At 55.6% G+C, this 25,415-nt stretch carries 23 protein-coding genes; 8 read left to right on the top strand and 15 right to left on the bottom strand.

What is annotated here, in order from left to right:
• Window positions 1–66: 66 nt before the first annotated feature.
• A complete protein-coding gene (locus ISP19_RS02150) occupies window positions 67–603 on the bottom strand; it encodes an energy transducer TonB family protein (protein WP_204679230.1) in 537 nt (178 codons plus the stop codon).
• 24 nt (window positions 604–627) lie between these two features.
• The gene (locus ISP19_RS02145; protein ID WP_204679228.1) at window positions 628–1,914 is read right to left on the bottom strand and encodes an acetyl-CoA C-acetyltransferase; all 1,287 of its coding nucleotides are present in this window, start codon (window positions 1,912–1,914) and stop codon (window positions 628–630) included.
• An 89-nt stretch (window positions 1,915–2,003) separates the two neighbouring features.
• Here ISP19_RS02145 and ISP19_RS02140 point away from each other — a divergent pair, with 89 nt between their 5' ends.
• Both ISP19_RS02140 and ISP19_RS02135 read left to right on the top strand, forming a co-directional pair.
• Entirely contained in the window at window positions 2,004–3,176 is a 1,173-nt protein-coding gene (locus ISP19_RS02140; RefSeq protein WP_239556393.1) for a hypothetical protein, read from the top strand.
• Window positions 3,177–3,332: 156 nt separating this feature from the next.
• A complete protein-coding gene (locus ISP19_RS02135; protein WP_204679226.1) occupies window positions 3,333–5,819 on the top strand; it encodes a sensor domain-containing protein in 2,487 nt (828 codons plus the stop codon).
• 24 nt (window positions 5,820–5,843) lie between these two features.
• Here ISP19_RS02135 and ISP19_RS02130 read toward each other — a convergent pair whose 3' ends face one another.
• The 3 genes from ISP19_RS02130 to ISP19_RS02120 are packed head-to-tail and all read right to left on the bottom strand — an operon-like array spanning window position 5,844 to window position 8,740.
• Complete coding sequence (locus ISP19_RS02130; protein ID WP_284384711.1) at window positions 5,844–6,296, bottom strand: GNAT family N-acetyltransferase; 453 nt, start codon at window positions 6,294–6,296, stop codon at window positions 5,844–5,846.
• Window positions 6,297–6,312: 16 nt separating this feature from the next.
• Window positions 6,313–7,707, bottom strand: a complete 1,395-nt coding sequence (gene ntrC / locus ISP19_RS02125; RefSeq protein ID WP_204679224.1) for a nitrogen regulation protein NR(I) — start codon at window positions 7,705–7,707, stop codon at window positions 6,313–6,315.
• Window positions 7,700–8,740 carry a two-component system sensor histidine kinase NtrB gene (locus ISP19_RS02120; protein WP_204679222.1) on the bottom strand — a complete coding sequence of 347 codons (1,041 nt, stop codon included), beginning with the start codon at window positions 8,738–8,740 and terminating at the stop codon, window positions 7,700–7,702. The genes ntrC and ISP19_RS02120 overlap by 8 nt, the downstream gene beginning before the upstream one ends.
• Window positions 8,741–8,769: 29 nt before the next feature.
• Between ISP19_RS02120 and ISP19_RS21580 the strand changes: the two genes are divergently transcribed.
• The 3 genes from ISP19_RS21580 to ISP19_RS02110 all read left to right on the top strand — a co-directional run bounded on the left by ISP19_RS21580 (window position 8,770) and on the right by ISP19_RS02110 (window position 10,964).
• Entirely contained in the window at window positions 8,770–9,207 is a 438-nt protein-coding gene (locus tag ISP19_RS21580; RefSeq protein ID WP_379945720.1) for a DUF6896 domain-containing protein, read from the top strand.
• 38 nt (window positions 9,208–9,245) lie between these two features.
• Complete coding sequence (locus ISP19_RS02115; protein ID WP_204679212.1) at window positions 9,246–10,337, top strand: YaaC family protein; 1,092 nt, start codon at window positions 9,246–9,248, stop codon at window positions 10,335–10,337.
• 81 nt (window positions 10,338–10,418) lie between these two features.
• Entirely contained in the window at window positions 10,419–10,964 is a 546-nt protein-coding gene (locus tag ISP19_RS02110; protein WP_204679211.1) for a hypothetical protein, read from the top strand.
• Window positions 10,965–11,153: 189 nt separating this feature from the next.
• On the opposite strand, the gene ISP19_RS21575 is transcribed toward ISP19_RS02110, so the two are convergent.
• From ISP19_RS21575 to ISP19_RS02095, 3 genes are all read right to left on the bottom strand, one after another.
• Window positions 11,154–12,317 carry a TniQ family protein gene (locus ISP19_RS21575; protein WP_484482084.1) on the bottom strand — a complete coding sequence of 388 codons (1,164 nt, stop codon included), beginning with the start codon at window positions 12,315–12,317 and terminating at the stop codon, window positions 11,154–11,156.
• 208 nt (window positions 12,318–12,525) lie between these two features.
• Window positions 12,526–13,575: an ATP-binding protein gene (locus ISP19_RS02100; RefSeq protein ID WP_204679209.1), complete on the bottom strand. Its 1,050-nt coding sequence runs from the start codon at window positions 13,573–13,575 to the stop codon at window positions 12,526–12,528.
• A gap of 24 nt (window positions 13,576–13,599) precedes the next feature.
• Window positions 13,600–16,056, bottom strand: a complete 2,457-nt coding sequence (locus ISP19_RS02095) for an integrase catalytic domain-containing protein (protein ID WP_204679207.1) — start codon at window positions 16,054–16,056, stop codon at window positions 13,600–13,602.
• A gap of 849 nt (window positions 16,057–16,905) precedes the next feature.
• On the opposite strand from ISP19_RS02095, the gene ISP19_RS02090 reads away from it, so the two are divergent.
• Complete coding sequence (locus ISP19_RS02090; RefSeq protein WP_204679205.1) at window positions 16,906–17,091, top strand: hypothetical protein; 186 nt, start codon at window positions 16,906–16,908, stop codon at window positions 17,089–17,091.
• Window positions 17,092–17,219: 128 nt separating this feature from the next.
• Here the strand turns inward: ISP19_RS02090 and ISP19_RS02085 are convergent, their stop codons facing one another.
• From ISP19_RS02085 to ISP19_RS02070, 5 genes are all read right to left on the bottom strand, one after another.
• Window positions 17,220–17,639 carry a hypothetical protein gene (locus ISP19_RS02085; protein WP_204679203.1) on the bottom strand — a complete coding sequence of 140 codons (420 nt, stop codon included), beginning with the start codon at window positions 17,637–17,639 and terminating at the stop codon, window positions 17,220–17,222.
• Between the two features lie 105 nt (window positions 17,640–17,744).
• Window positions 17,745–18,086, bottom strand: a complete 342-nt coding sequence (locus tag ISP19_RS21570; protein ID WP_379945716.1) for a ubiquitination-like system serine protease family protein — start codon at window positions 18,084–18,086, stop codon at window positions 17,745–17,747.
• Entirely contained in the window at window positions 18,083–19,483 is a 1,401-nt protein-coding gene (locus ISP19_RS02080) for a ThiF family adenylyltransferase (protein WP_204679195.1), read from the bottom strand. The genes ISP19_RS21570 and ISP19_RS02080 overlap by 4 nt, the downstream gene beginning before the upstream one ends.
• Complete coding sequence (locus ISP19_RS02075; RefSeq protein ID WP_204679193.1) at window positions 19,480–19,905, bottom strand: E2/UBC family protein; 426 nt, start codon at window positions 19,903–19,905, stop codon at window positions 19,480–19,482. Before ISP19_RS02075 ends, ISP19_RS02080 begins: the two co-directional genes overlap by 4 nt.
• Entirely contained in the window at window positions 19,893–20,312 is a 420-nt protein-coding gene (locus ISP19_RS02070; RefSeq protein WP_204679191.1) for a multiubiquitin domain-containing protein, read from the bottom strand. The genes ISP19_RS02075 and ISP19_RS02070 overlap by 13 nt, the downstream gene beginning before the upstream one ends.
• Window positions 20,313–20,461: 149 nt before the next feature.
• Here ISP19_RS02070 and ISP19_RS21565 point away from each other — a divergent pair, with 149 nt between their 5' ends.
• Together ISP19_RS21565 and ISP19_RS21560 are read left to right on the top strand one after the other, a co-directional pair.
• Entirely contained in the window at window positions 20,462–20,806 is a 345-nt protein-coding gene (locus ISP19_RS21565) for a helix-turn-helix domain-containing protein (RefSeq protein ID WP_204679189.1), read from the top strand.
• Window positions 20,807–21,006: 200 nt separating this feature from the next.
• Window positions 21,007–21,375 carry an ImmA/IrrE family metallo-endopeptidase gene (locus tag ISP19_RS21560; RefSeq protein ID WP_379945713.1) on the top strand — a complete coding sequence of 123 codons (369 nt, stop codon included), beginning with the start codon at window positions 21,007–21,009 and terminating at the stop codon, window positions 21,373–21,375.
• A 297-nt stretch (window positions 21,376–21,672) separates the two neighbouring features.
• On the opposite strand, the gene ISP19_RS02055 is transcribed toward ISP19_RS21560, so the two are convergent.
• Together ISP19_RS02055 and ISP19_RS02050 are read right to left on the bottom strand one after the other, a co-directional pair.
• Complete coding sequence (locus ISP19_RS02055) at window positions 21,673–24,153, bottom strand: hypothetical protein (RefSeq protein ID WP_204679180.1); 2,481 nt, start codon at window positions 24,151–24,153, stop codon at window positions 21,673–21,675.
• A 124-nt stretch (window positions 24,154–24,277) separates the two neighbouring features.
• Window positions 24,278–25,048: an AbiU2 domain-containing protein gene (locus ISP19_RS02050; protein ID WP_204679178.1), complete on the bottom strand. Its 771-nt coding sequence runs from the start codon at window positions 25,046–25,048 to the stop codon at window positions 24,278–24,280.
• Between the last annotated feature and the right edge of the window lie 367 nt (window positions 25,049–25,415).

The raw sequence follows: 25,415 nt of genomic DNA, 5'->3' as shown, positions 1-25,415 counted from the left end.
CCTCAGTCCTCTCTCCCACAGGGACTAGCTTTGCGTCGCCCGAAGGGGAGAGGAGGAAAAGCACATCTACGGTGTCTGTGCGAATTGTGCATTTGCCGCCGTAAAGCTCAACGGCAGATCCCCACTGAAACCCTGCGGATGATCCGGCGGAACCGCAAACCGCCATTGCCGCGCTATCGTCAGCGCATCCGCATCGAGCACCGCATCGCCGCTCGATTGCACAAGCGAAACCTGCGTAACCTGCCCTTGCCCATCGACCACCAGATGCAACACCAGATTGCCCGCATCGTGATGCCGCATGCGCGCAAACGGTATCGACGATACCGGCATGGAAACCGGCACCCATTCAACTTTGTCGCCAGCAGAAGCGATAGCTGACGCAGAAACATAATGAGGCTGCGCATGGACCGGCACGTGATGCGAACCCGGGTGCGAATGATGCGCAAGGTGCGACGCGGCGGCCGGATGCGCAGCCAGATGATGCATGGAATGCCGCACCGGCTCGGCACTGCTACCCGTCTGATCGCTAAGCCATTGGGTAACGGCAATGCTCGCGCCCAACACCAGCAAGCTCAGCGTCGTGGTTGTGCGCAAACGAAGCATGCAGAACGTGCCGGATCGCCGCGCTCAGGGTCGTTCGAGAATGGCGGTGACGCCCATGCCGCCGGCGGTGCAGATGGAGATCAAGCCGCGCCCGGAACCTTTCTGCTCCAGCAGCTTGGCCAGCGTGGCGACGATACGCGCACCGGTCGCTGCAAACGGATGCCCGATCGCGAGGCTGGAACCGTGCACATTGAACCTGGCCGGATCGATGCTGCCCAGCGGCGCATCCAGGCCCAGGCGGTTTTTGCAGTAATCCGCCGACTCCCACGCGCGTAGCGTGCACAGCACCTGCGCGGCAAAGGCTTCGTGGATCTCGTAGAAATCGAAATCCTGCAAGGTCAGGCCATGCCGGGCAAGCATGCGCGGCACCGCCACGGTGGGCGCCATCAGCAGGCCCTCGCCATGCACGAAATCCACCGCCGACACCTCCGCATCGCGCAGATAGGCCTGAATTTTCAGGCCGCGCTTGGCTGCCCAGGCGTCATTTGCCAACAACACCGCCGCCGCGCCGTCGGAGAGGCCGGTGGAATTGCCGGCGGTCAGCGTGCCCAAGCCGGAGCTCTTGTCGAAGGCGGGCTTGAGCGTGGCCAGCTTTTCCAGTGTGGTGTCGGGACGCAGGAAACCGTCGCGCTTCAGGCCGCGGAACGGCACCACCAAATCCTCGAAGAAGCCCGATTCATAGGCCGCCGCCAGCTTGCGATGGCTTTCGAGCGCCAGCCGGTCCTGCTCCTGGCGGCCGATATGCCATTCCTTGGCCATCTTTTCGCAGTGATCGCCCATCGACATGCCGGTGCGCGGCTCGGCCACGCCCGGAAAAGAAGGCTTCAGCTCGCTCAACGAAAAACCGCGCACGGCGGTTTTAAGCTTTTCGATCGGCGTCTTGGCGCGATTCACCGCCAGCAGGCGCTTGCGCAGACGCTGGCTGAAGACAATCGGCACATCGCTGGTCGTGTCCGAACCACCGGCGATACCCGCCTCGATCTGCCCGGCGGCGATCTTGTTGGCAATGATGATGGTGTTGTCCAGCGAAGTGCCGCAGGCACGCGCGGTGGTGATGCCCGGTGTGGTCGCGGCCAGGCCTGAACTCAGCAGGGCTTCGCGGGCCAGGTTCCACTCGGAGGAGTGCTTGATGACCGCACCCATCGCCACTTCACCCAGCTCCACGCCGTGCAACCCGAAACGCTCGACCAGCGCGCCCAGCACCTTTACCGACATGCCGAAATTGCCCACGTCCATGTACGCCGTGTTATTGCGACAGAACGGGATGCGCACACCGCCGATAACGCCAACGCGCTGCTGCGTGTTTTCCATAGCCTCACAGATCCAGAACACCGTTGAATCTGGCAAGGCTAACCCGCCCCGTCCCGCGGTGAAAGCCCGAACGGCGCATCAATCAGCGAATGTTAGACTTGTACCCCTTTGTCGCCTGGAATCACCTCGTGGAAGCCGGTCCGCTGCAAGCCCTGCCCGCCGTCCTGGCCCTGGAATTGTCCCCGGACGAACATTCGCGGCGACTGAGCCTGAGCCGCGACGAAGCCGCCGAACTGGCGGCGCTGGTGGCCGAGGACCTGCACAAACTGGTGCCCGATGTAGCGCAGGCCCGGCTGGTCCTCGCCGGGGCGCTGTTCGACGCGGTGGAACTGCTGCGCCCGGGGTTCCCGGTCTGGGCCACGCTGGATGAACTCGCCCGCCGCGTTCCGCGCGGTCAGCTGGAAAACGTGGTGGCCTTCGGCAGCCACGAAGGCCGCATGCCCGCGCAACCGCTGGAGCCCGAACCGGCCTATGCGGATGGCCCGATGCGCCTGCTCCCGCTCAGCCTGCTGGCCCCCGAATCCTTGGCCAGCGAACTATCCGAACGCCTGGAAGTGGAACTGGTCGGCCGCGGCGAAGCCGGCGCACGCACCGCCGACTGGCTGATGCGCTGCCTGGGGGTCCGGCTGGAGCACGCGCGCTATCTGAGCCGCGATGACCTGCTTGCGCTGACCTGCGTGCAATACGAACACGTCAATCTGGCGCCGCTGTGGCAACTGCTGGAAGCGGCGATGCTTACGCCTTATCGCAGCGAAACCACGCTCAGCGCACGCGGCCTTGCCTTGCGCTATGCCGATGGCAAGGTCTGGTCGCAGTCGCCTGCGCAATGGCTTGGCAGTCAGAGTGGTGAGATGAGCGAACGCCATCATGCTTTCGCCGGCGCTGTGTTCGAACTGCGCCAGTACGCGGCGCTGCTGCAGGCGCATGGCCTTGCACTACATCTTGATGCGGCAACTCCCGATGTGGGGCAAGGCTGGCTTGCCGAAACCCTTGCCGAGGTCGACACCGCCTACGACGCCCCGTCCCTGTTTGCACACGAAGCCACCGGTCTTGGCGTGGTGGCGATCACCGTGGCACAACGCGGCGCCGCAGGTCGCGCACGCGTGCTCGCGCACGGCTATCCCTTGCAGCCCGCGGCGCTCGGTCCCCTGGTGGCCACGCTGGCCGATCGTTTCGGCACGGCCAGCGACCTGCATGCGCTGGGCCGGATCCAGCTTGACGAAAGCGGCCAGCTCAGTGCGCCCGCCACCGCGCTGCATTGATCGCATGCGCTGACACGCACCACCTGACGGCCACTCCACGGCAACGCGAGCCACGCAAGTAGTGTAAACAGGCTCCAGGCAAGGCATGATGCAAACCGAACCCACTCCGGCGCATGATGTGGGGATACGAATCGTGATCGGTTGCCCCAGACATTCATGCCAAAGGTGACGCACCCCATCGAAGGCGATCTGTTGCCCCATCTGCAGGGGCCGGACCTGCTCGCGCATGTCGTGCAGAGCGTCCCTGCGCTGATCTCCTATATCGATCGCGACGAACGCTTCGTGTTCGTCAATCAGGCGCATCGGCAGTGGTTCGACGTCGATCCGAAGAAAATTACCGGGCGCCTGGCCAGTGAAGTGCTGGACCCGGAAAGCTATCTACGCGCACGCGCCGGACTGCTGCAGGCGCTGAGCGGTCACCCCGCGACCTATGAGGGCGAGCTGTTCAGCACCCCGCGGCGCCGCTACGTGCACGGCAGCTTCACCCCCGACCTGGACGAACAGGGCCGTCTGCGCGGCGTGCTCACGGTGTTTACCGACATCACCGAACGGCACGCCCTGGAAGAACAGCTGCGCGAAAGCGAGCAGCGTTTTTCGCAGGCCTTCCATCATGCCGCGGTGGGGATGGCGCTGGTCCTTCCCAATGGCCGTTACCAGCAGGTCAACGCGGCCTTCTGCGACATGATCGGTTACAGCGAAGCGGAACTGCGCGCCATCACCTGGCGCGACATCACCCATCCCGACGATTTGCCGATCAGCGACGCGCTCGCCGCGCAACTCAACAACGGCCGGCGCGACGCGTTCCAGACCGAAAAGCGCTACATCCACCGCGACGGCCATATCGTGCACGTGCTGCTGAGCGTGGCGCAGGTTCGCAACGAATCCGGCCAGCTCAACTACGTCGTGAGCCAGGTGCAGGACATCACCAAGCGCAAGCAATTCGAAGAAGCGCTGTTCCGCGAACGCCAGCTCGCCGAAGTGACGCTGAACTCCATCGGCGATGCGGTCATCACCACCGACATCGCGCTCAACGTCACCTCGCTCAACCCGATTGCCGAAGCGATGACCGGTTGGTCCAACGCCGACGCCAAAGGCAGCCCGCTGGATGACGTGTTCCGCCTGCGCGACATCAACAATCGCCAACCGCTGGACAACCCGCTGCGCCAGGCGCTGCGGCGCAATGCCATCGTTGATTTCAGCGGCCGCGCCATCCTGCTTCACCGCAACGGTTTCGAAACGCCGATCGAGAACTCCGCCGCGCTGATCCACGATCACGCAGGCAACGTCACCGGCGGTGTGCTGGTCTGCCACGACATCAGTGAAAACCGCACGCTGGCGCTGAAGATGATCCAGCTTGCGCAGCACGACACGCTGACCGGCCTGCCCAATCGCAGCCTGCTGTACGCGCGCATCGAACAGGCCACCGCCATGGCGACCCAGCGTCATCGCCAGTGCGCGCTGCTGTATCTGGATCTCGATCATTTCCGCCGCATCAACGACACGCTGGGCCACGGTGTCGGCGATCAGGTGCTGCAAGCCGTCGCGCAACAGATTCGCAACACCCTGCGCGACAGCGAAGACCTCGCCTTCCGCTACACCGGCGACGAATTCGTGGTGCTGCTTCCGCGTGTGGACGACGCCGACGAGGCCGCCGGCTACGCCCAGCGATTGCTCGACGCGTGTGCGCAAACCCATGTGCCGCACCTGCCGCCGCTGGATATCCGCGCCAGCATCGGCATCAGCCTGTTCCCGCGCGACGCCACCGAACCCGATGCACTGGTGCGCACCGCCGACGCGGCGATGTACGAAGTGAAAACCCAAGGCCGTCACGGCTATTGCTTCTACGCACCGGAAATGAGCCAGCGCACCGCTGCCAGTCAGCGCATCGAAAACGTACTGCGCCACGCCTTGGCGCACGGCGAGCTGGCACTGCACTACCAGCCCAAGGTCGATGCCCGGCTCGGCCATATCGTGGGCGCGGAAGCACTGCTGCGCTTACAGGTGGACGGCAAGGATCTGTTCGTGCCCGACCAGTTCATCCCCGTGGCGGAAGACACCGGCCTGATCGTCTCCATCGGCACCTGGGTCCTGCGTGAAGCGTGCCAGCAGGCCCGCCGCTGGCAGCGCGACGGGCGGGCGATTCCGGTTTCCGTCAATGTTTCCCCGCTGCAATTCCAGTACGCCGGCTTTTACGAACGTCTCGACAGCATCCTCAACGAAACCGGCCTCGATCCCAACCTGCTCGAGCTGGAACTGACCGAGCGCACCATGATGACCGGCGGCGATGGCACCATCCGTCTGCTACGCCGCATCCGCCAGCGCGGCGTGCGCCTGTCGCTGGATGATTTCGGCACCGGCTACAGCAGCCTTTCCTACCTCAAGCACTTCCCGGTCGACGCCTTGAAGATCGACCGCGCTTTCGTGCGCGACATCACCCAGGATGCCGAAACGGCCGCGATCACCAGCGCGATCATCGCGATGGCGCGCAGCCTCAACAAGGACGTGGTCGCGGAAGGCGTGGAAACCGAAGTGCAAAGCACGTTTCTACGTGAGGCCGGCTGCTCGCAGATGCAGGGCTTCTTGTTCGGCGCGCCGATGCCTGCCGCTGCGCTGGAACAACGATTGGTCGCGCAAACCGCTTAAGCCGTCATTCCCTCAGCAGTGGCTTCAGAGCATCTGCTCATACATGAAGTAGTGGCACTGCTCCATCCCAAGCTGGCGATAAGTACTCTGCGCGCGCTGATTCTCCGTTTCCACATACAGCCGCAAACCCACCGCACCGGCTTCCTTCGCACGCCGTGCCACATCCTCATACAGCGCGCGAAACACGCCACCACGCCGCGCCTCCGGTATCACATAAACGCTCTGGATCCACCAGAAATCGCCATTGCGCCAATCGCTCCACTCGTACGTCACCATCAGGCAACCCACGGCGCGCCCTTCACGCTCGGCAATCAGATAAAAGCCGCGACGCGGCTCACCCAAGATAGCCGTCACGCCACGCGTCAGAACCTGCATATCCAGGCGCTTCTGCTCCGTCTCCCACGCCATCGCCGCATTCCACTCGGCCACGGCGGCAATATCACCACGCCCCGCGTGACGAACCATTGTTATCGACACGATCGCTGCTCCACTGCTATGACTTGTTGCGGGTGCGTGAGGCACCCAATTTGCGCGTCAAGGTATTACGTCCTACACCCAGCGCCTCCGCCGCGTGCTGACGATGGCCGCCATTGGCCGCCAACGCTGCCTCCAGCAAAACGCGATCGAGCGATTCGCGTGCACGCGTATGGATATCCGCCTCGCCATGCTCCAGCGCCCGCTCCGCCCATTCGCGCAAGGCATCGGTCCAGTCCCCGCGCAGTGCATCCGTCGACTTGCCCAGATCGGCCGGCAGAATCTCCGTACCCGAAGCGATGACCGCCAGGCGTTTGCATAGATTTTCCAGCTCGCGCACATTGCCCGGAAAATCGCGTTGCGCGATCGCCTTGAGCGCCGCCTTGGAAAAACGCTTGGGCGGCAGCTTCAGTTCCTGCGTCGACGTGGCCAGAAAGTGCTGGGCCAGTACCGGAATGTCACTGCGCCGCTGCCGCAGCGGCGGCAACTCGATGCGCACCACGTCCAGACGATGCTTGAGGTCGGCGCGGAATTGTCCTGACGCGACGCGCGCATCCAGATCCTGATGCGTCGCGGCGATAATGCGTACATTGCAGCGGATCAGCTCGCGGCCACCCACCCGATAAAACTCGCCACCGGCCAGCACGCGCAGCAAGCGCGTTTGCAGGATCAACGGCATGTCGCCGATTTCATCCAGAAACAGCGTGCCGCCCTCGGCTTGCTCGAAGCGTCCGGCCACGCGGCGCATTGCGCCCGTGAACGCGCCCGCCTCGTGCCCGAACAATTCACTCTCCAGCAATTCGCTGGGAATCGCCGCAGTATTCAACGCCACGAAGGGCTTGCCGCGACGCGCGCTTTCCTCGTGCAGTGCGCGCGCCACCAGTTCCTTGCCGGTGCCTGTTTCACCGGTGACCAATACATTGAGATCGCTGGCGGCGATGCGTCCAATCAAGCGGAACACCTCGCGCATCGGCGCACTCTCACCAAGCAGCGCGTGCGGTGGCGCGACGGGAATCTCAACCGCCGTGTCGGCGTGCGGCGTATCCGCCAAGGCGCGCTGCACCGACGCCAGCGCCTGATCCAGGTCAAACGGCTTGGCGAGGTAATCCACTGCACCCGCACGATACGCAGCGGCGGTCGTCGCGACGTCGGTGTACGCACTCATCACAATCACTGGCCCGATCTGCCGTGCACGCAATTCCTCCAGCAAGGCCAGACCGCCTTCGCCCGGCATCCGTACATCGGTGATCAACAACGCCGGCGTCGCTTCGCGCAGTGCGGCACGTACGCTGGCCGTATCGCCAAACTCCCGCACCATAAGACCTGCATCACGCAGTGCTTCGGCGAGCACAAACCGCACGCCGCGATCATCGTCGACGATCCAGATCCCGGCTGTATCCGCTTGCTTAACCATCGGCATGCCCTGAGGAAGTCACCACTGTGCTCGTGCGTGGCGGCAAAGGAAGATAGAGCGAAAACACCGTTTCACCCGGCCGGCTGACATAGCGGAGTTCGCCCCCATGCTCATGCGCGATCTCGCGCGACAAGGCCAGGCCAAGCCCGGTGCCATCGGCACGCCCGGAAACCAGTGGTTCAAACAAGGTATCGCGCAAGACCGGCGGCACGCCTGGACCGTCATCCATCACATCCAGTCGCAACGCACTGCGCAGCATGCGGTCCCCCACGCGCACGCCAAGCTCGACACGACTGCGCAAGGTCAAGGTCTGCGCGCCGGCCTCAATCGCATTGCGCGCAAGATTGAGCATCACCTGCAGCAGGCGATCCGCATCGCCGTGCACGTCCGGCAAACTCGGATCGTAATCATGCCGCAGCCGCGGCGGCGACGGCTCGGCCTCGATCAGCTCGCTCAAGCGCTCCAGCAATCGATGCAGATTCACCGGCCCCAGATGCGGCGCGCCATCGTGATGCAGCAAACGATTGGCCAAGGCCGCGAGCCGATCTGCCTCCGCGATCACCATGCCCGCCAGCGCCTGCATATCCGCATCGTCCAGACGACGCTGCAGCAACTGCGCCGCGCCACGCAAACCCGCCAGCGGATTCTTCACCTCATGCGCAAACCCGCGCAGCGTGGCCGACAGCGGCGACACCGTCGGCGCCGACTCCGCCAACGCATGCACCTCCACCAGCACACAGCCGGCATCCAGTGGCTGCAACGCCACATCCACCCGCTGTCCATCCTGCGTACCAGGCAACCTGACCCCACGGCACTGCACCGAACGCAGCTCGGCCAGACTACGCGCCGCCTGCTCCACCACCCCCGTATCCGGCAGCAACCCCGCCAGCGGCAGCCCCTGCGCATGTCGCAAGCCCAGCCCCAACAACTCCGCCAGCGCCGGATTGATCCACAGCACCCGCAACTGTCCATCGACCACTGCCAACCCGGTCGACATCTGCTCCACCCAGCTTCGGGACTGCTCTTCGTTCATTGCACCATCATGGGCAATGCGCCGGGTTGGTGCAAATCGATGTGGACCCGGATTCTGCCGGAGCGTGGCTTCTGCGTTCAGAACACCATAGTTTGTGCACTCATCACAAACTATGGGAACACCCCTCACTTACAAACTATGGGATCTGTTTTTTCCAAACAAATCTATCAAAATCAATTTCTTATTTTATTTTTCAGCTGTCGGGGCTACTTTACTTTGTCGCAAAACACTTAACCCTGTCGTCAACAGCTAACCCTGTCGATTTCGACTTTGGAGTCCATGGAGAAAGCGATGGCTTCGACCTCTGGCGTCTCCAAATATTTGCTGGGAAGCGACTTGCGGAATTCGGCATCTCATCTGAGCACGAGCTTGGCAGGCTGTTTAAAGAGGCAACAAGAACGGGCTCCTTAGTTCAGTCCGGAAGCACGCTCTACTACCTCCGAAACCGGCCCTTCGGAGTCAGCTAAATCACATATCGAATATGTAGATCCAGTTTTAAGGCTCCATGTCATCACCTCAAAAAGAAGCCATCGACGATGGCCTAAAATTGCTTAGTTCAAACGCAACTTCTGCAAACATGAAGGAACAGTCCATGCAATTTGAAATGTTTGGATCCTTCCAAGATCGCTCAATGGTTATTACAACAGGGGACCAGCTCGCAAGCGCGTGGCAAGAAATTGCTAGATTTGGAACTGTCGAAGCACTAAAGCGAATTGCTGCGGCCACCGGTGCACCGGACGACGATGTTGTGACTGGGGCACTGCGAATTCAACAAAGCTTAGAACTTCACAATGCGTCAAAGAATACGTCTTCACTTACGAAGCCGCTTCTTCTGTATTACACATTCCTAAACCTAGTCAGAGGAATACTTTCGGTGCAGCGCGGTGGATTCGGGTCGCCCACGCATGGCGCCAAGTTTACATCAGCCGTTACGTTGCTCGAATGCCGCGCGATACTGGGAAAATCGGGAACGATGCGTCGGCTATTTGAGGTGCTAAATGGCAAATTGAGTGTCGAAGCAACCGATGTCTCATTAGCCGACTGCTTGCTACAAATTCCTGAGTTGAAGCGCAATTTCGACTGCATACCCAATACAAAAAGTAGCATCGCTTACGTACATGTCCGTGCCCCGATAAACGGAGGCGCAATAGCTCTACGTTATTACATCGACAACTGCACGGATGACGAATTCGCCGCAAATTGGGCTGCACTTCTTCCTTGGCACAAGGACGAATGTGTATTGCACAACACCAGCGCTTTTACACTACAAACGCAGCAGACATATACCGACTATAGTTCGGTTGTTAACTATTGCAGCCGCCGATTGATGACAAATTTGCATATCAGTGAAAGCCCAATGTGGTTTGACCACATACAAAGGGATAGGCAAGTAATGCCACATCGCATTGAGCCCTATCTTATGGCGCTTTACATTCTGTCAAACGTTGTGCGTTATGAACCACACCTCTTGCAAGCCGCATATTCTGGTCCTAGTGACACAGGGCTGATCATTGACAACGCGCTTAGATGCGCAGATCGCTATGTCCCGCAACTCTTGGTGTCTTTAATGTTCGGAAAGACAACGTTTTTTGATTGATATCAACCAATCATACCGACAAGTTCAAGAAGCACTTAGCAGACATGAGAAGCAAATCCTCCAGATAGGCAGATTAGAGCTATGAGTCATAGCCTCGATTTCGTTGGACTCGATAAGAAGCTTTTCTTCCTTCGTCACGTAATTGCCGGAAACAAGGAATTCTCACGGCGCGAGCATCAGTACCAAGGAACAAAATCTGACAGCCATGAGGATTGGGACCAATATGCAGAACGTCTTCGCTACATTGTAAGTAACGAACTAATTGAGATCGCAGCGAAGCTCCGCGTAATACAGGATACAGCCGTATCACAGCTATCTCCTGGAGACCTTCGCGATCTTGATGCGGAATGCATTGGAAAAAATGGCATTGGAACGGTTCTGGTAGGAAACTTCACGCTAACACTGCGTGAATCCTGCAATAAGATCATTCATGCCAATACATTCGAGCTTATATATCAAAACGCTAGGAGCACGGTTCCGAGATATATGTACACGCACTGGAATGGGATATGCCAGCTAGCCGGAACATACTCAAAGAAGCAATGGAAGATAGCTTTAGATGTATATAGATGGTCGGACGCAATGGATTACTTCCTTCAAGAACTTTCTGGAAACATAGATTGGTAACAGTCTGAACGGAGCATCAGGCGCATGGCTAGATGTGATGAATTGGGAGAGCGTGATATGCACCAATGCCAACTGCAGCGTAACACCGCTCACTAACACTAAACTGTAAGCTCCGCCCATTCGGAAGCAGGCATTCCGAATGGGCCACAAGGTGATCACAAGTGGCCCGTCTCCCAACAGCCGTCAATCTTACGTATCGGCCCCAACTGGGCTAGATTCTATCCACCGAATATCCTCCTTTGCCGCCACGGATCGCTCGGTATGCTTTACAGCCCGCGCGAGGAGGCGCGAATAAATAATGGCTGAAGAGCACGCACAAAATGCGTCATCCTCACTGACGTGAGCTTCCTTCCCGACCTCTCTAGGTAACCACCATAGTCGATTGCGCCGCCATCGATCGGGATTTATGTCCTTCAGACGCTTACATGCCACCGAGAAAGCGCGCCCTCTCGCATATCGTACGGACGGACACTGCTGATTCTCATACGCGTCCATATATGATCCGTATGTTTCTGGGTCAAATGCCTCCAGTCGCGACGGGGAAACACCAATATCCTTCGTAAGGATGCGCATGGTTGGAAGGTATAAAAGCCCGGAATGAGCAAGCAATCTTTTAAGTAGCCATCGCGCTGCTTTTACATGACCATCTTTTCGTTCGAACGGGTCGCACAGCCAGTGAAAACCGCTCCAAATATCAAAAAGTGGTTTGCTCATTATCTCCCCTGGCCTCATCACCATATCAACGACCGATGCGCCATGAAGTGCACTTAAGTTAACGAGTGTCTTGATAGAAAGCCCTGATACCGTTTGTTCTCCATGTGTGCTCCCAAGGCACATGCGAATCGTATCTATATCGCGACGATGACGCCTATTTTTGTTTAGTTTTCTTTTTATTAGCTTACTTGTTAACTGTGTAAGCACATTACCAGACAAGGGATCTCTCCCCGCTGTCGCGCAAAGCGTCACGAGACCACATATTTGGGCGTCAATCCATTCATAAAATCTGGGTGTTTCTACAAAAGTCCCATCTCCACTCAAGCCAGCGCCGCATTTTTGACACCAGCGACGCCTATCAATGGCGACGCCAGAAGCCTGGCCCGATCCGCAAGCAGTGCATTCACTGATCAGGACGCACTTATGAACCGGACATCGAAACACGCCTGAAATTGACCACAAAAGTGGCTCCCAGCTCTCTTCGGGATCCCAATGCTGGTAACAGAGAGGGCACCAGCGGCGGGGCTGCAGGCCCGGCCGCTCTATGGCCCTGGCCTTAAAGATGTCTTTCATAACCCAAAAGGTTCCGTGCCTTAGGTGGGCCACTCCTGTCAGGCGCTCCAACGCAAATAGCCACATCTCGCTCCGCGCATCTAAGCGATAGAAGCGTAGACTCCCCTGAAACGGCTTTCTGGGAACGCCTTCCTGAAGAAAGGACGTGATCTGTCGGACTGGCCACCCCGTTACCCAAGACATGCGCATGAGGTAGTAGTCGATCGACTCGACCAACTCCGAGTTGAGTCCACGAATGGGCAAGGGCGGCAGCGCAGTCCAGACAAAGCTAGTGTCATCCATGCCCGCTCTCCTTTTTATCATGGACATCATTTGCAGCGCTTTCGCGATCGCTGTCGGCCTTCTTGCCCAAACGCCAAGCATTGGATATGTGCTTTGCTTTAACCTCGGTGCTCACAGAGCACATCACATCTTTAAAAAGCTGGACGTCCTCCCACATTTTCTTGTAGTCCCTTTCACCATAGAACGAATCGGTGATATCCCCCTTCGTAATAGCGTTACGCCCAGCAAGGTCCGCTCTTTCTTGAGCATTAAGAAGAATCTTGTTCACAACACCAAAGATTCCTGCCGAAGCAGCCATCAAATCTGCAGCCATATCGAACAGAAGCATGGGTTTTGAAAACCTATACGTTTCACCCAAGGTTCGTAAGAGGGTTAGAAATGGATCACGGTCTTGCTTTCTTTCGTAGTCGTACGGCGGCATCCAAATCACTGTCGATCGACGACGGACCTCAGGTCGCGCGGCCCATAGTTCAGCGGCGCTATGCACTCCACTCAATAAAATGTTCGTATTGCTGATCTCAAGGATCGACATAAGATTTAAGATGTGATCCGCCGGGTCTTTATTGCGATGATTTGTGCAGAGCGCACCGGCCTGATCAATTGCGACAAGCCACACGTGACGAGCGGCGGCAAATCGCGGAAACTTCGCCCATAAATCGGGCTCGCTTAACCTTGACAGCGATGCGCCGCGAAGCTCCTTGTGCACACAATCGATCTTCGTTTTGATAGCCAAGTATGTCGCATTAGCTAGATCATCAATGTCTCTTAACCAGCTCACATCGGGCACAAAAAGCTCGTGCATGAGAGATTCTGCAAGGGATCGAGAACTGAAGTACGCCTTGTTAGCAAGAAGCGCAAAAACCTCAATCACCGGGATGCGTCCCGCCCCCCAAAGTGATGGATCGCCGCACATCTTGCGAAGAATCGCGCGACGTACCGTCGTTTTTCCGACACCAGACGGACCGATGACAAAGATGAAGCGACCGCGAGCTGGATTTTCGAGAGCCTGCTTTAGTTGCGCGCGGCAACGTGAAATTCGCATGTGGATAGATTTTAGACATGATAATCACTCCCCGATCAGCACAGGAATATCGCCCCAAGATGCTTGCGCCATACCGCTTTCCGCCTCGGTGTCAGCGTTGATCACCGAAACTTCGTCGTCACTATTCACAGGCGATGCTACTTGTGCGTGCGCCTGCATCGCTGCATGTGCTTGATTGCGATGATGACGATTCCGATCGATCTCGAGCTTCAGTTTTCTTTTTCGCTGCTTTGCCGATGGTCCCCAGAGCAGTTCAAAAAGCCGCTCTTTTGTGGACATAGAGGCAATCGTAAGGATGGCGCTGTGAAAGGCCTTCACCCAAGTCGACCGTACCTTTACATAGAGCACCGAAGGATCCACGCAATCCTGCCGTACTTCTTCTGGCTGCGACACGCGTAGTAGCATTCGGAGTGCTTCGCTGGTAAAAATCCCTCGATCGATTCGCACGCCGCGCTTTTCCGTCGCCTTTCCTTTGAATTTGATGGGAACCGACGTCTGGATTAAGAAGCCATCATCAAACTTCTGAGTGATTCCCATGACGCCATACTTTTCCATGGCGTCATCTCGCCTTTCGATAGGCGTCAGGCCATCCTCTCCGGGCGTGCTCGGCAAATCGCCATAGACGTACTCCTCGAAGGCCCCCGCGATTGTCATAAAGGCTAAACGCGCGGTTTTCCGGCTTTTAAACTTGCCGTCAACGCTACGGCCCTTCATATCGGGCTTGGTTGATCCCGGCAATTCATGCGCCACGCTGATGTTGATTTGCCGGATGCAGCATTCAGCTTGGCTGTTATAACGACTACCTCCCGTGGGAGCGTAGAGAAGTGTTATTCCTTTTTCTAAACAAAATGTTTGGAGCCAGTCCGAATCATTCTCAGGACCACGGTCGAGAATGATGATAGATGGCAAAAATCCATGCCGATGTACAAACTCTCGCAGGAGGATAGCCACACCATCGGTACGCGCATGACCAAAGATGAGCGCATGTGCCATCGGGCAAGAGGTCGCCTCGTCGGTCCCGATGTAAAACCAGGGTTTCTCGGCTGGAAAACCCAATTCGACAATTGGAGCGCAGCGATCATCGAATTGAGACGAGTCGATATGGAGCGTGTGGCAAAACCCAATTGCCGTTCCTGATCGGTACACAGGATCTGACACGGGTTTTGTTGATTGATAGGCGCGCATTCCACCAGTGGCCAATGCTCGTTTAGTCTTATCCTCTTCGCATAAGTATCGGCGGAGCGTTGTCCGACCCGGGGGCTTCACGTTATGCCGCTCGCACTCCTTCTCCAGTTCGAACCAAAGCCCGTTTTGGTTCGTAACTTTTCCTCGATTCCATTTCACTCGAATAACCCACTCCAGGCACTGTCGCTGAATCGGATCGAGTCTTCCTTCCCGGTTACCACTTTTCCCGTAGCCTGTTAGACACGCGGTCAATGCCGAACGGCCCTGAGACAGCGCTTCTTTTACCGTTCTGGCAAGTTGCGACATACGAACGGTTGGTTTTTCCAGCCCTTGCGCGATACGCTCAAGCCTAGCCAACCGGTTTTTTGTCGCTTTGTAGTCAGAGGTAGAAGCCAGGGTTATCGCATCAAGAGCAACGGGCTGACTACTAGCCTCGACTAGACCCTGCAACGCAAGGCCATCGGCCTGCTTTGCCTGCTCCTTTACCGAATACAGATAGAAGTGTTGGCCCTGACTAATTGGAGTGCTCTTAAGAAGACCGTAGCATCGCTGATCCGCAAGGAGCACCAATGCGACGCGCTCGCGGAATCCGGCAAGCTCTTGTTCGAGCTCTTCGATGCTGTAAGGCCTGTTGGCGAGCAAAGCTAGCGCGCGTTCCGCAGTCCTTAATTCTTCAGCAGTTGGGGTAGAGCCCTTTACTGCGTACATCGCCTCCAATGTCCGCAGGTAACTGGCAACAGGCGCCGGCGGCGCCCAGACGTGAAACGATATACCGCGCTCTCTTGCCCACTGTTCATATGGCTGGCACGTCCAGCCGTCGATCACTTTTACCCAATCCCCGTCGCCCTCATGTTTTTGAAGCCATCCTCTCGTTTTACACTCGACTAATTCAACGCGATCACGGCGGAAGACGAGAAAGTCGAGCGTCGCACTTGAGATATGTGGGGCGCCATTGCGGCCTTTGCGGACTATCCGCCGACAGGGAATTTGCGCGTAGTAGCCCAACACATCTGGGTCGAGCTCCATTTCGTACGCAAAGACACGTTCGCATGTGTGGCTCTCGAGGATCCGAACAGATCCGTTCTTTCTTGACGCAAAATGCACTCGGACGTTATTGAGAGCTCCCTTGCCAACGACACGTTGCCCACTCTCAGCAACCATCCATTCAATTTGGTGAATTTGAGGGAGGCCATATCCCGCTCGCTCATAGACGTTTTGGCGATCCAATTCACTAAGGCCACCAAGACGTTCTTCGTCAACGAATGGCAGCTTCATTTGTGCATTATTCGTTACCATGCGATCTCCTCCGGGCGCACTCACCCATGCTGGTCGACCGCATGGCCGCCAGGAGAGCAAGGCGCTACGACTAGGCCATATCCGGCCTATTGACTTTTAGTGGGGAGCGCAGGAATCTAGACGTGCCGACGACTCAGTCAGCACATCTAAAGCCTGCGAGAGCCTCGAACTCTCGCGGGCTTTTTCGTTTCCTGGCCAATCTTTGTTGTGACAGTTTCTTCAGTCCTCCTGAGACGTTAGTCGTCCCTCAGCCCAAAAAGACAAAGCCACCGTCCTAACGGACGATGGCTTTTTTTCGAACTTCTTTTTCCTCGGCTCTCTGCCTCGGGACTGTTCGCGTAGTTCGGTCGAGCCACGTGGCCACATCCGCTGATGACGCAAACCAGCCGCGTCGCCCTTCAATGAGGAACATGTCGATCGGTAAGCGCCCATGGGTACGCGCCATCCGCAGGGCGTCGGTACTCGGGAAGCCAAGTAGCTTCGCTGTCGTGGCTGCCGAGAGTATCCATCCGTGCGCCTTCAGCAACACGTCGAGCGTTGGCGATTCGTCCACGCTATCTCCTGCGAACTATTCAGGTTAGCTCCGGTCGAAGCGAACGTAATCGCTTTTCTGAGGTCCGTCAAGTCATTGTTTTACAACACTTTTTGTTGCATGAACTTGTACCACGAAAGCAACCTAAGGCTCCAAAAACGTTGATGTTTTTCACCATACGTCGCGGGCACACGCTCCCGCGTGTTGCACGACTTTGTATGGATGCCCTTTTCAGGCACAACACAAAATCTCTGTGGTAAAAGTGCTTGGAGTAGTTGGATGACCAATCAGATCATCGGACCCCAGACGGAGGCGCCGTGAAAGAAATCATCAAGAGTGCTGGTGAAGGTGTCATGGATGGGCTTCGCGAGGCGCCGCGAGAATTTGTCGTGCCGTTCATCCTGCTCTGGCGCGGCATCAAGTCGGGCTTCCATCTAATTGACTCGGCATTGGCCGAAGCGCGCGACTCCGCTCACAGCACCGCAAGACGCTCGCGCAAATAGTCAAACCAAGCTCGACTGAATCGACCAGATGAGTGGGCGCCCTTTCACTTGACGCCCAGTGAGCACCGCCAAAAGGTCGAAAGTTCTACTTCTGAAACGTCTACTTGACGAGGAAGCTTACGCCTCCATCAAGCATTGCTCAGCTTGTCAGCGAGTTTTTTCTTTTTGTTTTCAATTCTCTCTAACGCGCGAGAGAAATTTGACACGTCATGATAAACAATCACTTCCGAGGCGGAAAAAATAACGGCACCCATCAAAAGCACAAGGGAAAATGGTGAAAAAATAGTCTCCACCAAGCCCGAACTAAATTTCGGCGACCACATTTTCGCAAAAAGAGAAAGCAGCAAAGATCCCGATATGCAGAAAAGGACCGTGAACATCCACATAAATGCTTTTCTATTTAATTCAACTGACGATTTCCTTATCTTTTGTATGTACCTCATATGAAGATCCAGCTCATCAATTTTTTCTTTTATTCTTTTCTTACGATTATTCTGCAAGATATACAGCAACAAAGAAAATGCACATCCTCCGATAAACCCTAGCATATCGCCCCCTTCTCTATTCGCTTACCTAAGTTACGTGGATTCAACGCAAGATCGCCTTACGCATGACATCAGCGGATCGAACGTAGCCTACCCATCACACACCTTTCATTTGCACCAGACTACATAACCGCGCCTCACGAAGAAGTGCGCTCCGCAGCTATCCCTTTCCCAAATTGAGGGAGAAATGGTTGGCCGACGAAGCCAGTCTACAGTCACCGTCCAGTCTGGCTTGGGCAACGCACTTTCAAGCTGTATGTGATCACCACATACTGGACACCTCAAATGCAGCCATTTCGAGTAACCCTCGCGGATTTCATGGTAGATGAGATCGGATGTCACCTCGTCCACCGAAGGAGTTTCTAGGACGTTGGAATACAGAAAATTTGGCCTAGTTAATATGCCGCATCGTGCGAGCCACTCTACGAGCTGGATAGGCAGACGTATCATAGGGTCATGTCCAGGAGCGGATTCATGTCGCCCCGACCGTCATACTGACGGCGACCGCATAGCTTGCACTCCTCTCTCGACTTTCCACCCGCCAAAATATCCGCGTTCTTGAGATAGTTGAACTTTCTGACGCGCTCAGAACAGTTCTCATCTACGCCACGGTACCCGTTCAACCTATGAAAGAGCTCATTCACGGCCATAGTTGCAACCTCAGTTGTAAAGGTGACAACGGCCGGACTTGGGTTGTTATCTAAAGGCACGTAACCCGCCCGTCTTCTCGCTTCGAGTAGCTCTGGATCGCGCCGCAAAGAGTCAATATAGATTTGCTGATCGCTGATCAAGCCGCGGCATGTCTGACATGGATAGCCTGGTTGTACGACCGTCACGCGACCGTCAAACGTTGAATAGCCACCATCTTCCATCGGTTCTATTAGCAAACCCATATCAATTACTGGAATGAAGTAGAAGTGGGCAAGCCGATTCAGAATTTCCCTACCAAGATCATCGTCAGTGCACCCGAAGACCACGTCACAAGAACGAAGTGCTTCCAGCGATTTTTCGTGGTCACAAAAATGTGGAATACGAATGATGGAAATTGGGAGGCCGATAGCAGCAGACCCAGAAGCGACAGCATCAACCTTATTGCGGCGTAACGAGGCATCCACCTGATTCGTCAAATGAAGGCGATTTAGGTTGGTCTGATCTACTGTATCAGCATCAAATAGCGCGAGTTGTCGGACACCAATTCTGGTGAGGAGGCTGACGACGGCAGACCCTGTTCCACCACATCCGACTACGCCTACTTTCAGCTTGGAGAGCTCCTTCGTTGACGCATCTCCAAACGCTCTAATTTGCCGATCTAGCGCTTCAGGAATTGAGTCAATCCTCTTTGTTCCAAAGTTCCAGCGCTCCCCTACGACGACTATCTGATCGGTTGGTTCTGGCTTCAACGTTGGGCCATACACCCTTGCTGTCATCCTTTTGCTCCTGCCCATGACGACAGAAAGGTGCGGCCGTCGGCTATCAAGTCGATCAAAGGCGATACGGAATAGATCGGCCTCGGCTACATCGTCTGCTTTGGAGAATTCCAGTAAGTCTTCCGGATGGGAATGAAATACTGCGACGGCAAGCTCCTTTGCCTCGGCCTGCTTTAGCGCGTCATAAAATGGGGTAGTTGACCAGGTAAACCCGTCCGTAGATCGCGTCTCGTAGTAGTGCGCAGGGACTGAAATCACTTCGCGCAAAATAAAGCGCTCATCCGCTTCTCCCGTCCACGGATCTCTAACTCGGGATCTTCCACACAGAGCAATGGCAGCCGCTTCTTTTTCGTCACCCAGTAACTCCCCGGCTAAATGATTAAGTTGGGCATCGAGCATCCGCAAGCTGTAATGGGTCATATGTCCCTTAGTCCCGCTCGTATGTATTGCAAATATGTCTCAAGGCCATCGACATCAGAACGCCATTCCTGATCAGTCAGATGTCTTGACCAGAACTGCCAATCCTTTCCGAACAAGGGTTGCAAGCCGGTGGCCCGATCGATGGATTTGCCGTCAGCCTGGACTAACGGCGGGTCTACATACCAGCTATCCAACCTTGTTTTTGAATAGCCCTTAGGAATTAATACGAGGACGCTCGCGTATCCACCGGCCACCAACGCACCGCCCTGTTGATGGCATAGGCCCGAGGGAATCTCGATGTTCAAAAAAGCGATTCCCCGCCGCGCCTCACCAGCTACCTGCTCTGTTAGCAGCTGATGAGCAATGTTCCGCTCACGGAGGAAGGTCTGGTCCTCCTCTGGGAGAAAATTCAGGGTGTCCATGCGCCCGGGCTCGTCTTAGGTTTGCGCGTGGTGAACCGCTTGATGCCCTCGGGTGGTGCCTTATGGTCAAGGTCTACTTCTTGGTGATCTCCAATTTCCGGATCGCTGCCCGGACCGGAGACGATTTGGTTCACCACCCAATCAGTTGGGCTCCCGGACAGACGTTTAATCTCCGCACCGTCAATGAATTTCCGGGGCCAGCGATAAGGCTTGCGGTTGATTACCAGCTCGTATTCCGCGGCCGGGTGCTCGGCTTTTTTAATATCAGCCAAAGCCTCTTCGATTTCCTCGGCAGCCTTCTTTTCCGCTGGGTTGCCCCTCTTGAGGGTATCTTCAGCCTTTTGGAGATGTTCGACCGCTTTCTCCAAATCTTCTTTTTTTTCAATGTGATCGGGTTCGTTACTCATACCGCCTCCGCTTGACGCGTCTTACAAATTGTGGTTATTTGCACCATCAATGAGACGTCTTGCCAAAGAGGCGTTTTGTCTCACATGTGAGACACCATACGCCGGTCAAATGGTTTCCGCAACCGTGCGCAAGGCTGCTGAGGAGAGCGATGTCTATATCAATTGAGGAGTTCGGCCGCCTCGTCGTTGCTAAACGAGGAGGGCGGGGGGTTCGCGCGGCCGCAACAGACGTCGGGATTAGTGCCGCAACGCTCTCACGAGTCGAGAACGGCCACATGCCAGACCTACTCACCTTCGCGAAGATCTGTAAGTGGCTGAATCGGGACCCGCGTGAGTTTCTTGGCCTGGAAACCGACGAACAAGGTCCGCCGCAGGCAGTAGCTCACTTCCGTAAGAAGAGAACCGTTTCCGCCGAGACAGCGACGGCCCTTGGCGAGCTGATCCTGGCCTCCCAGCGAGCACTACAGGCCCGCGCTAAGCTGATTAACCAATAGTGCGGCACGGTTTTAAGGCTCAGGCGGAACGGATTAGTGAACAAGCGCGAGCAGCGCTTGGACTCGATGCGCTTTCGCCTCTCGATCCATGGGAATATTCCAGGAGCCTGGGAGTCATAATCCTGGACATTGATCAGCTTGAAATTTCCCCCGCGTGCCGAAGGCAGCTTTTAGCAACTGACTCCGATAGCTGGTCGGGAATGACTTTACGGGAAGGTGACCTGGTTGGGATCGTGCTAAACACGAGTCACAGCCGCGCCCGTCAAGCCAGCACTCTCTCTCATGAAATTGCACATTATGTGCTCAAGCACGTACCTGCTCATGTGGATGTGTCACCAACGGGTTTGCTCCTGCTTAGTGAGTATTCTGACGAAGCAGAGTCCGAAGCGGACTGGCTTGCCGCTGCTCTCCTGCTTCCACGTGCCGCCCTGATGCTCAAGCGGCGCGACGGCAAATCAGTACGCGAAATAGCTACGGAATTCGGCACTAGCGAACAGCTCTGCGAATGGCGCTTGAGAATGACCGGTGTCGATGTTCAGTTGAAGCGCGCAAGCCATAGTGCTCGATAACTTGGAAGCCGATGTCTTCTTATGTGACGAACCAAAAGCAGCTTTCTGCATACTGATCAACGCAGAGTGTACTCATTCCAGCTCGTTGGTACGTCCCCGATTCCGTAGACACCTGATAGCGTCTATTGACTAGGCTGCGTATCAAATAACCTTTCGCGGTCTGTACCAGTTCGGTATAGCGATCTACATTGGCCTTGTGATCAAATTGAATCGGTCTTGTTGATCATTTCCAGCGGTGTGTGCAACCAAGCCCCGCATGCAAGTCCGTTAATTTGTCTAGAGCGCCCGGCCCCAAGGCTAAGTCCGTGGTTTTGAGGTAGATCCATTGCTAGCGGTCTTTGCTCGCCGTTTTTCAAACTTCGAGTTTGCCCAAACGGAATAAGACGGCATGGATAAGTAGAGCTGCTGAGTGAGATCTGCGAGGACTCCTAACCTGTTCAATTCGGGGTGACTGCCAAGCAATTGCTCATGACGCCCGCCTATTGCTTTCCAAGTGTCTTCCAACGAATAAGTCGTAAAAAGTTCTGCCCCGGTAAGGACAATCACCGGCGCCCTTGTACGTCGGGTTTCCTTAACATACTCCCGGCCCCATACGGCAATCCGTCTTAGCCGCTTTCGATCGTCCTTGCTAAGCTTGTCTCCGGATTTCATAGTCGAAAAAACGAGCACCGATCCTGGGAAGGCCTGCGCCAACGCCATCATGCGTTTCACATCGTCGTCTGTGAAAACATCCTTATCCAAGGATTGCTTCGAGTGCGTATGTGTCTTTACATTGGACCCGAAACTCTTTGCTTCGCCGAATATGATTTCAGTAGGATAGTCGGCCCCGAGCGTGCGCGTGCGTTGACGCCATAAAATAAAATCTGCCTCCAGCTTTTTCTGCGCGCCTAGGGTTAGCTCCACTCCAGCGGTCCAGGTGATTTTTGTTTCATTGCTTCCAGCAACATTAGCGATGAAGTGCATCGCTAGTGAGGCCGCGTATCCACCCTGCGCATAATCGGGTAGTGCAAAGGGACCAACGAGTCGATACGCCCATTGAACGACGGAGGAATTGGTTGGCTCGAGGATTGGAAAACTGAATTCTTTCAGGCAAAGAGAGCACTGCACTTTGTAGTCAAGGTCACGCAGCGCATACCAGTTCCAACTTGAGCATTTGCTGCACTTGATCTCAAGTCCGAGCTCTACGGCATTTTGGCGAATTAGGTTTTCTTCAGCCTCGTCGAGCCACGGATCAGACTTAGTGGCATTTTTAATTTGGCCAGAAAAGGCGCCCTGACCCATGCTCTTTGACGTGGACTTTGACATTTTTTGGAGCAATCGCACAATTGACTCATTGGCGATTTTGCCGACACCACCAAATCCACCGAGCGTCTGAACGATCTGTTGGGTTACCCTGCCAGAAGGCGACGTTGATACTTCAATGTTTGAATTTTTTAACCACTTACTGATAGCGTCAAAACCATCGGAAAGAGACCAATGATGTGAAACGTTTCGGTACGACGGAAACAGAACAAAGCCTTCAGTCGTTGCGAGAAAATTATTTTTGCCGACACGGAATGTTGAAAAAGTGGGGTCTCTGTAGTTGACAGGAAAGGCTGTCGCGACTTTATTCTCAAAGCTCCAATCCCGAAGACTCACTACATTAGCCCAACGAAAACTACTCCCGTATTCGTCCGCGAAGTCGGGGTGTATGGAGTCGAAGCGAATGTCAGTATTTTCTTCCGTATAGGTTAGATGGAACGTCTTCTCCTTAGCCTTGAGAATTGGCCGAGCTAGGAGTCGTGTTTCTGCGGCTCCCGAGTGCCAAATGCGGGGATACCAGCTTTGATTGATTAGAGGTGTGGATGATTTCCCTGGCCGAATCTTTTGAAGGACACCCTCCATCTCGGAATCTGTTATAGACCGGGAGTACAAAATTCTCCCCATTTGATCGGGTCTACTTTGTCCACGCTCCGAAGGCGCGTGCGATTCCTCAATGAAGTTCGTACAGTAGTCTCGCAATTCGTCGATCCACTCTATAGGAATTGCTCGATAGCGGCCGCCGAGGGTTCTCAGGTTCCAAAAATCTATGAGATCGCGCGATTGATTCGCCTTCATGATGAAGAGAGTTGGGCTTTCGTAGTCCGGGTACCGGATTTCGATCTTGTCCCCACCAATATCCAGTGGAGATAGCGACGCGGAGCTATATAGGTCAGCGAGAGACGCAGCATTTAGTACAACTTCGGTTGGATCAAACGCGTATCTGTACGCTTCCTCGATGTAACGCAAGTCTTTGTGCGTGGGAAAGCAGCCAAACACAGTTCCGCAAAATCCCATTAATGCCGGGTCCATTGGCTCGACAATCTTGATCTTTGGTGCGTGACGAAGTGTGAACTTGAACTCCTTCTCATAAAGTTCACTATAGAGCTCATAGACGTTAAGCCCTACACCCTTAAAAAGACGATCACGCTGCCTAGTTATGAGGCCTGATAGTTGCAGTACACGGTTAGCATTGAAGCCGAATCCATCGGCTAAGCCTTTTTCAGCCTCGACTAAGAAGTCTGGCTCGTAGTGATCGAGGTAGCCATTGATGATTTGTTTCGCCGTATCGAAGTTATAGCCGCGCCTATCCCACCATTTGGGTACGGCCTGAAAGTACGGAATGATTGGGTTGAAACGACCGCCCCACAGGCAAGTGTTGATCTGCAAGATTTCAAGGATGGCGCCGGCGTCGTTGGGACGGACCAGAAAGCCAAACCTGATTGGCCTTAGGCGTACGGTCGCGGTTATTTGGCTCATCTGTATAGTCGCCGGTTAGATTAGCTCGAATGCCGACCTCGCGCTTATTCAAGTCACCGCCTTACGAATTGATCGAGATCATCGGCGGTTAGATTGGAATCTCCTAGCGTTAGTCGTCCTGTCTTCATTTATCAGCCAACGGCTCGAATTCGATGGGCGAAGACTTGTATTGTGGATGTCCCTCAGTTCGTTCGCCGCGTGCACTTGCCCAAAAATACCGGGCGTACATCGCGTAAATACTGATCGTATCGCCCATGTCGCAGGCAACACCCTTCACCAGGTGCATTAGCAGCGAAACGATTTCTAAGGTATCTCGATAAAAGTCCTCGATGCCCGCATCAGTGGGGTCAGTCAACTCTACCGACCCAGCGATATCGTGATGAGCGAGACGCTTATTACGCAGCTTGCGCAGATCCTCAAAGGTCTGGTGACCAGTGCCACCAGGCAAATATTTGTCGATTTGTGGCAACACCGAATCACATACGCTTTGCAGGGTGCCGCAAATCATCTTGGCGATCATATCGCCCTCATGGCCAAGGTGCCCGCTTCGCTCCTGAGCAAGAACGTCGAAAGAATCCTTGTCTCGAAGAAAAGTCGAGATATGTTTGATGCTTAAGGTTGCCATGGGGCTGTTACTTGAGGCCGACCGGCCTCCATCCCACATCCTCATTAGCGCCATGACTAGCTCTCGCCTGAGTGCCCATCGTGTTATTTGAAACGCGTGCGTTGCAAACGACGTTCCCATGCGCTCGACCAGATCGGCATCCTCAGCCGTCGGGCGCCATGTCTCATGAAACATCACGGCTTGCGCTGCTTGCTCAAATGCCGCATCCACAGCAACTCGTACTTGCTTATACTTCTCTACCAATGCGTCCCTATTGTCCTTGACGTTCATTGCCATTCCCCCAATGGTGCACCCGATCAATATTGCGGCACGGACGCTCCCTTCCACGGGAAAGTTGTGCAACCGGGAAGTTCACTAACGGAAGTCTAGGTTAGTTTTGGCCGATGCGCCTGGGGTCGTTTAGCGATGACGATCATGCTTGGAAAAACGTAAGCCGATGATCGACCGTTGCAACTCTCACCCGCTCGCAGTGGCACTCTCATGCAATTTCGAACAACTAGCGAAGGATTGCAAATGTGCTCAATTCTCAAAGCTTCCCACGGTCGCTAATCTCCGCTTGGAAAACTGCTGGCGACCTCGATTGGCGTGTATTGAGAAGGGCTATACGCGATCCCGATGAGAACAAGGTTTTTGAGCC

Origin of the sequence: Dyella flava (assembly GCF_016904955.1) — a bacterium.
Taxonomy (GTDB): domain Bacteria; phylum Pseudomonadota; class Gammaproteobacteria; order Xanthomonadales; family Rhodanobacteraceae; genus Dyella_B; species Dyella_B flava.
Note: the sequence above shows the minus strand (reverse complement) of the source record. Positions and strands in the feature narration are given on the sequence as shown.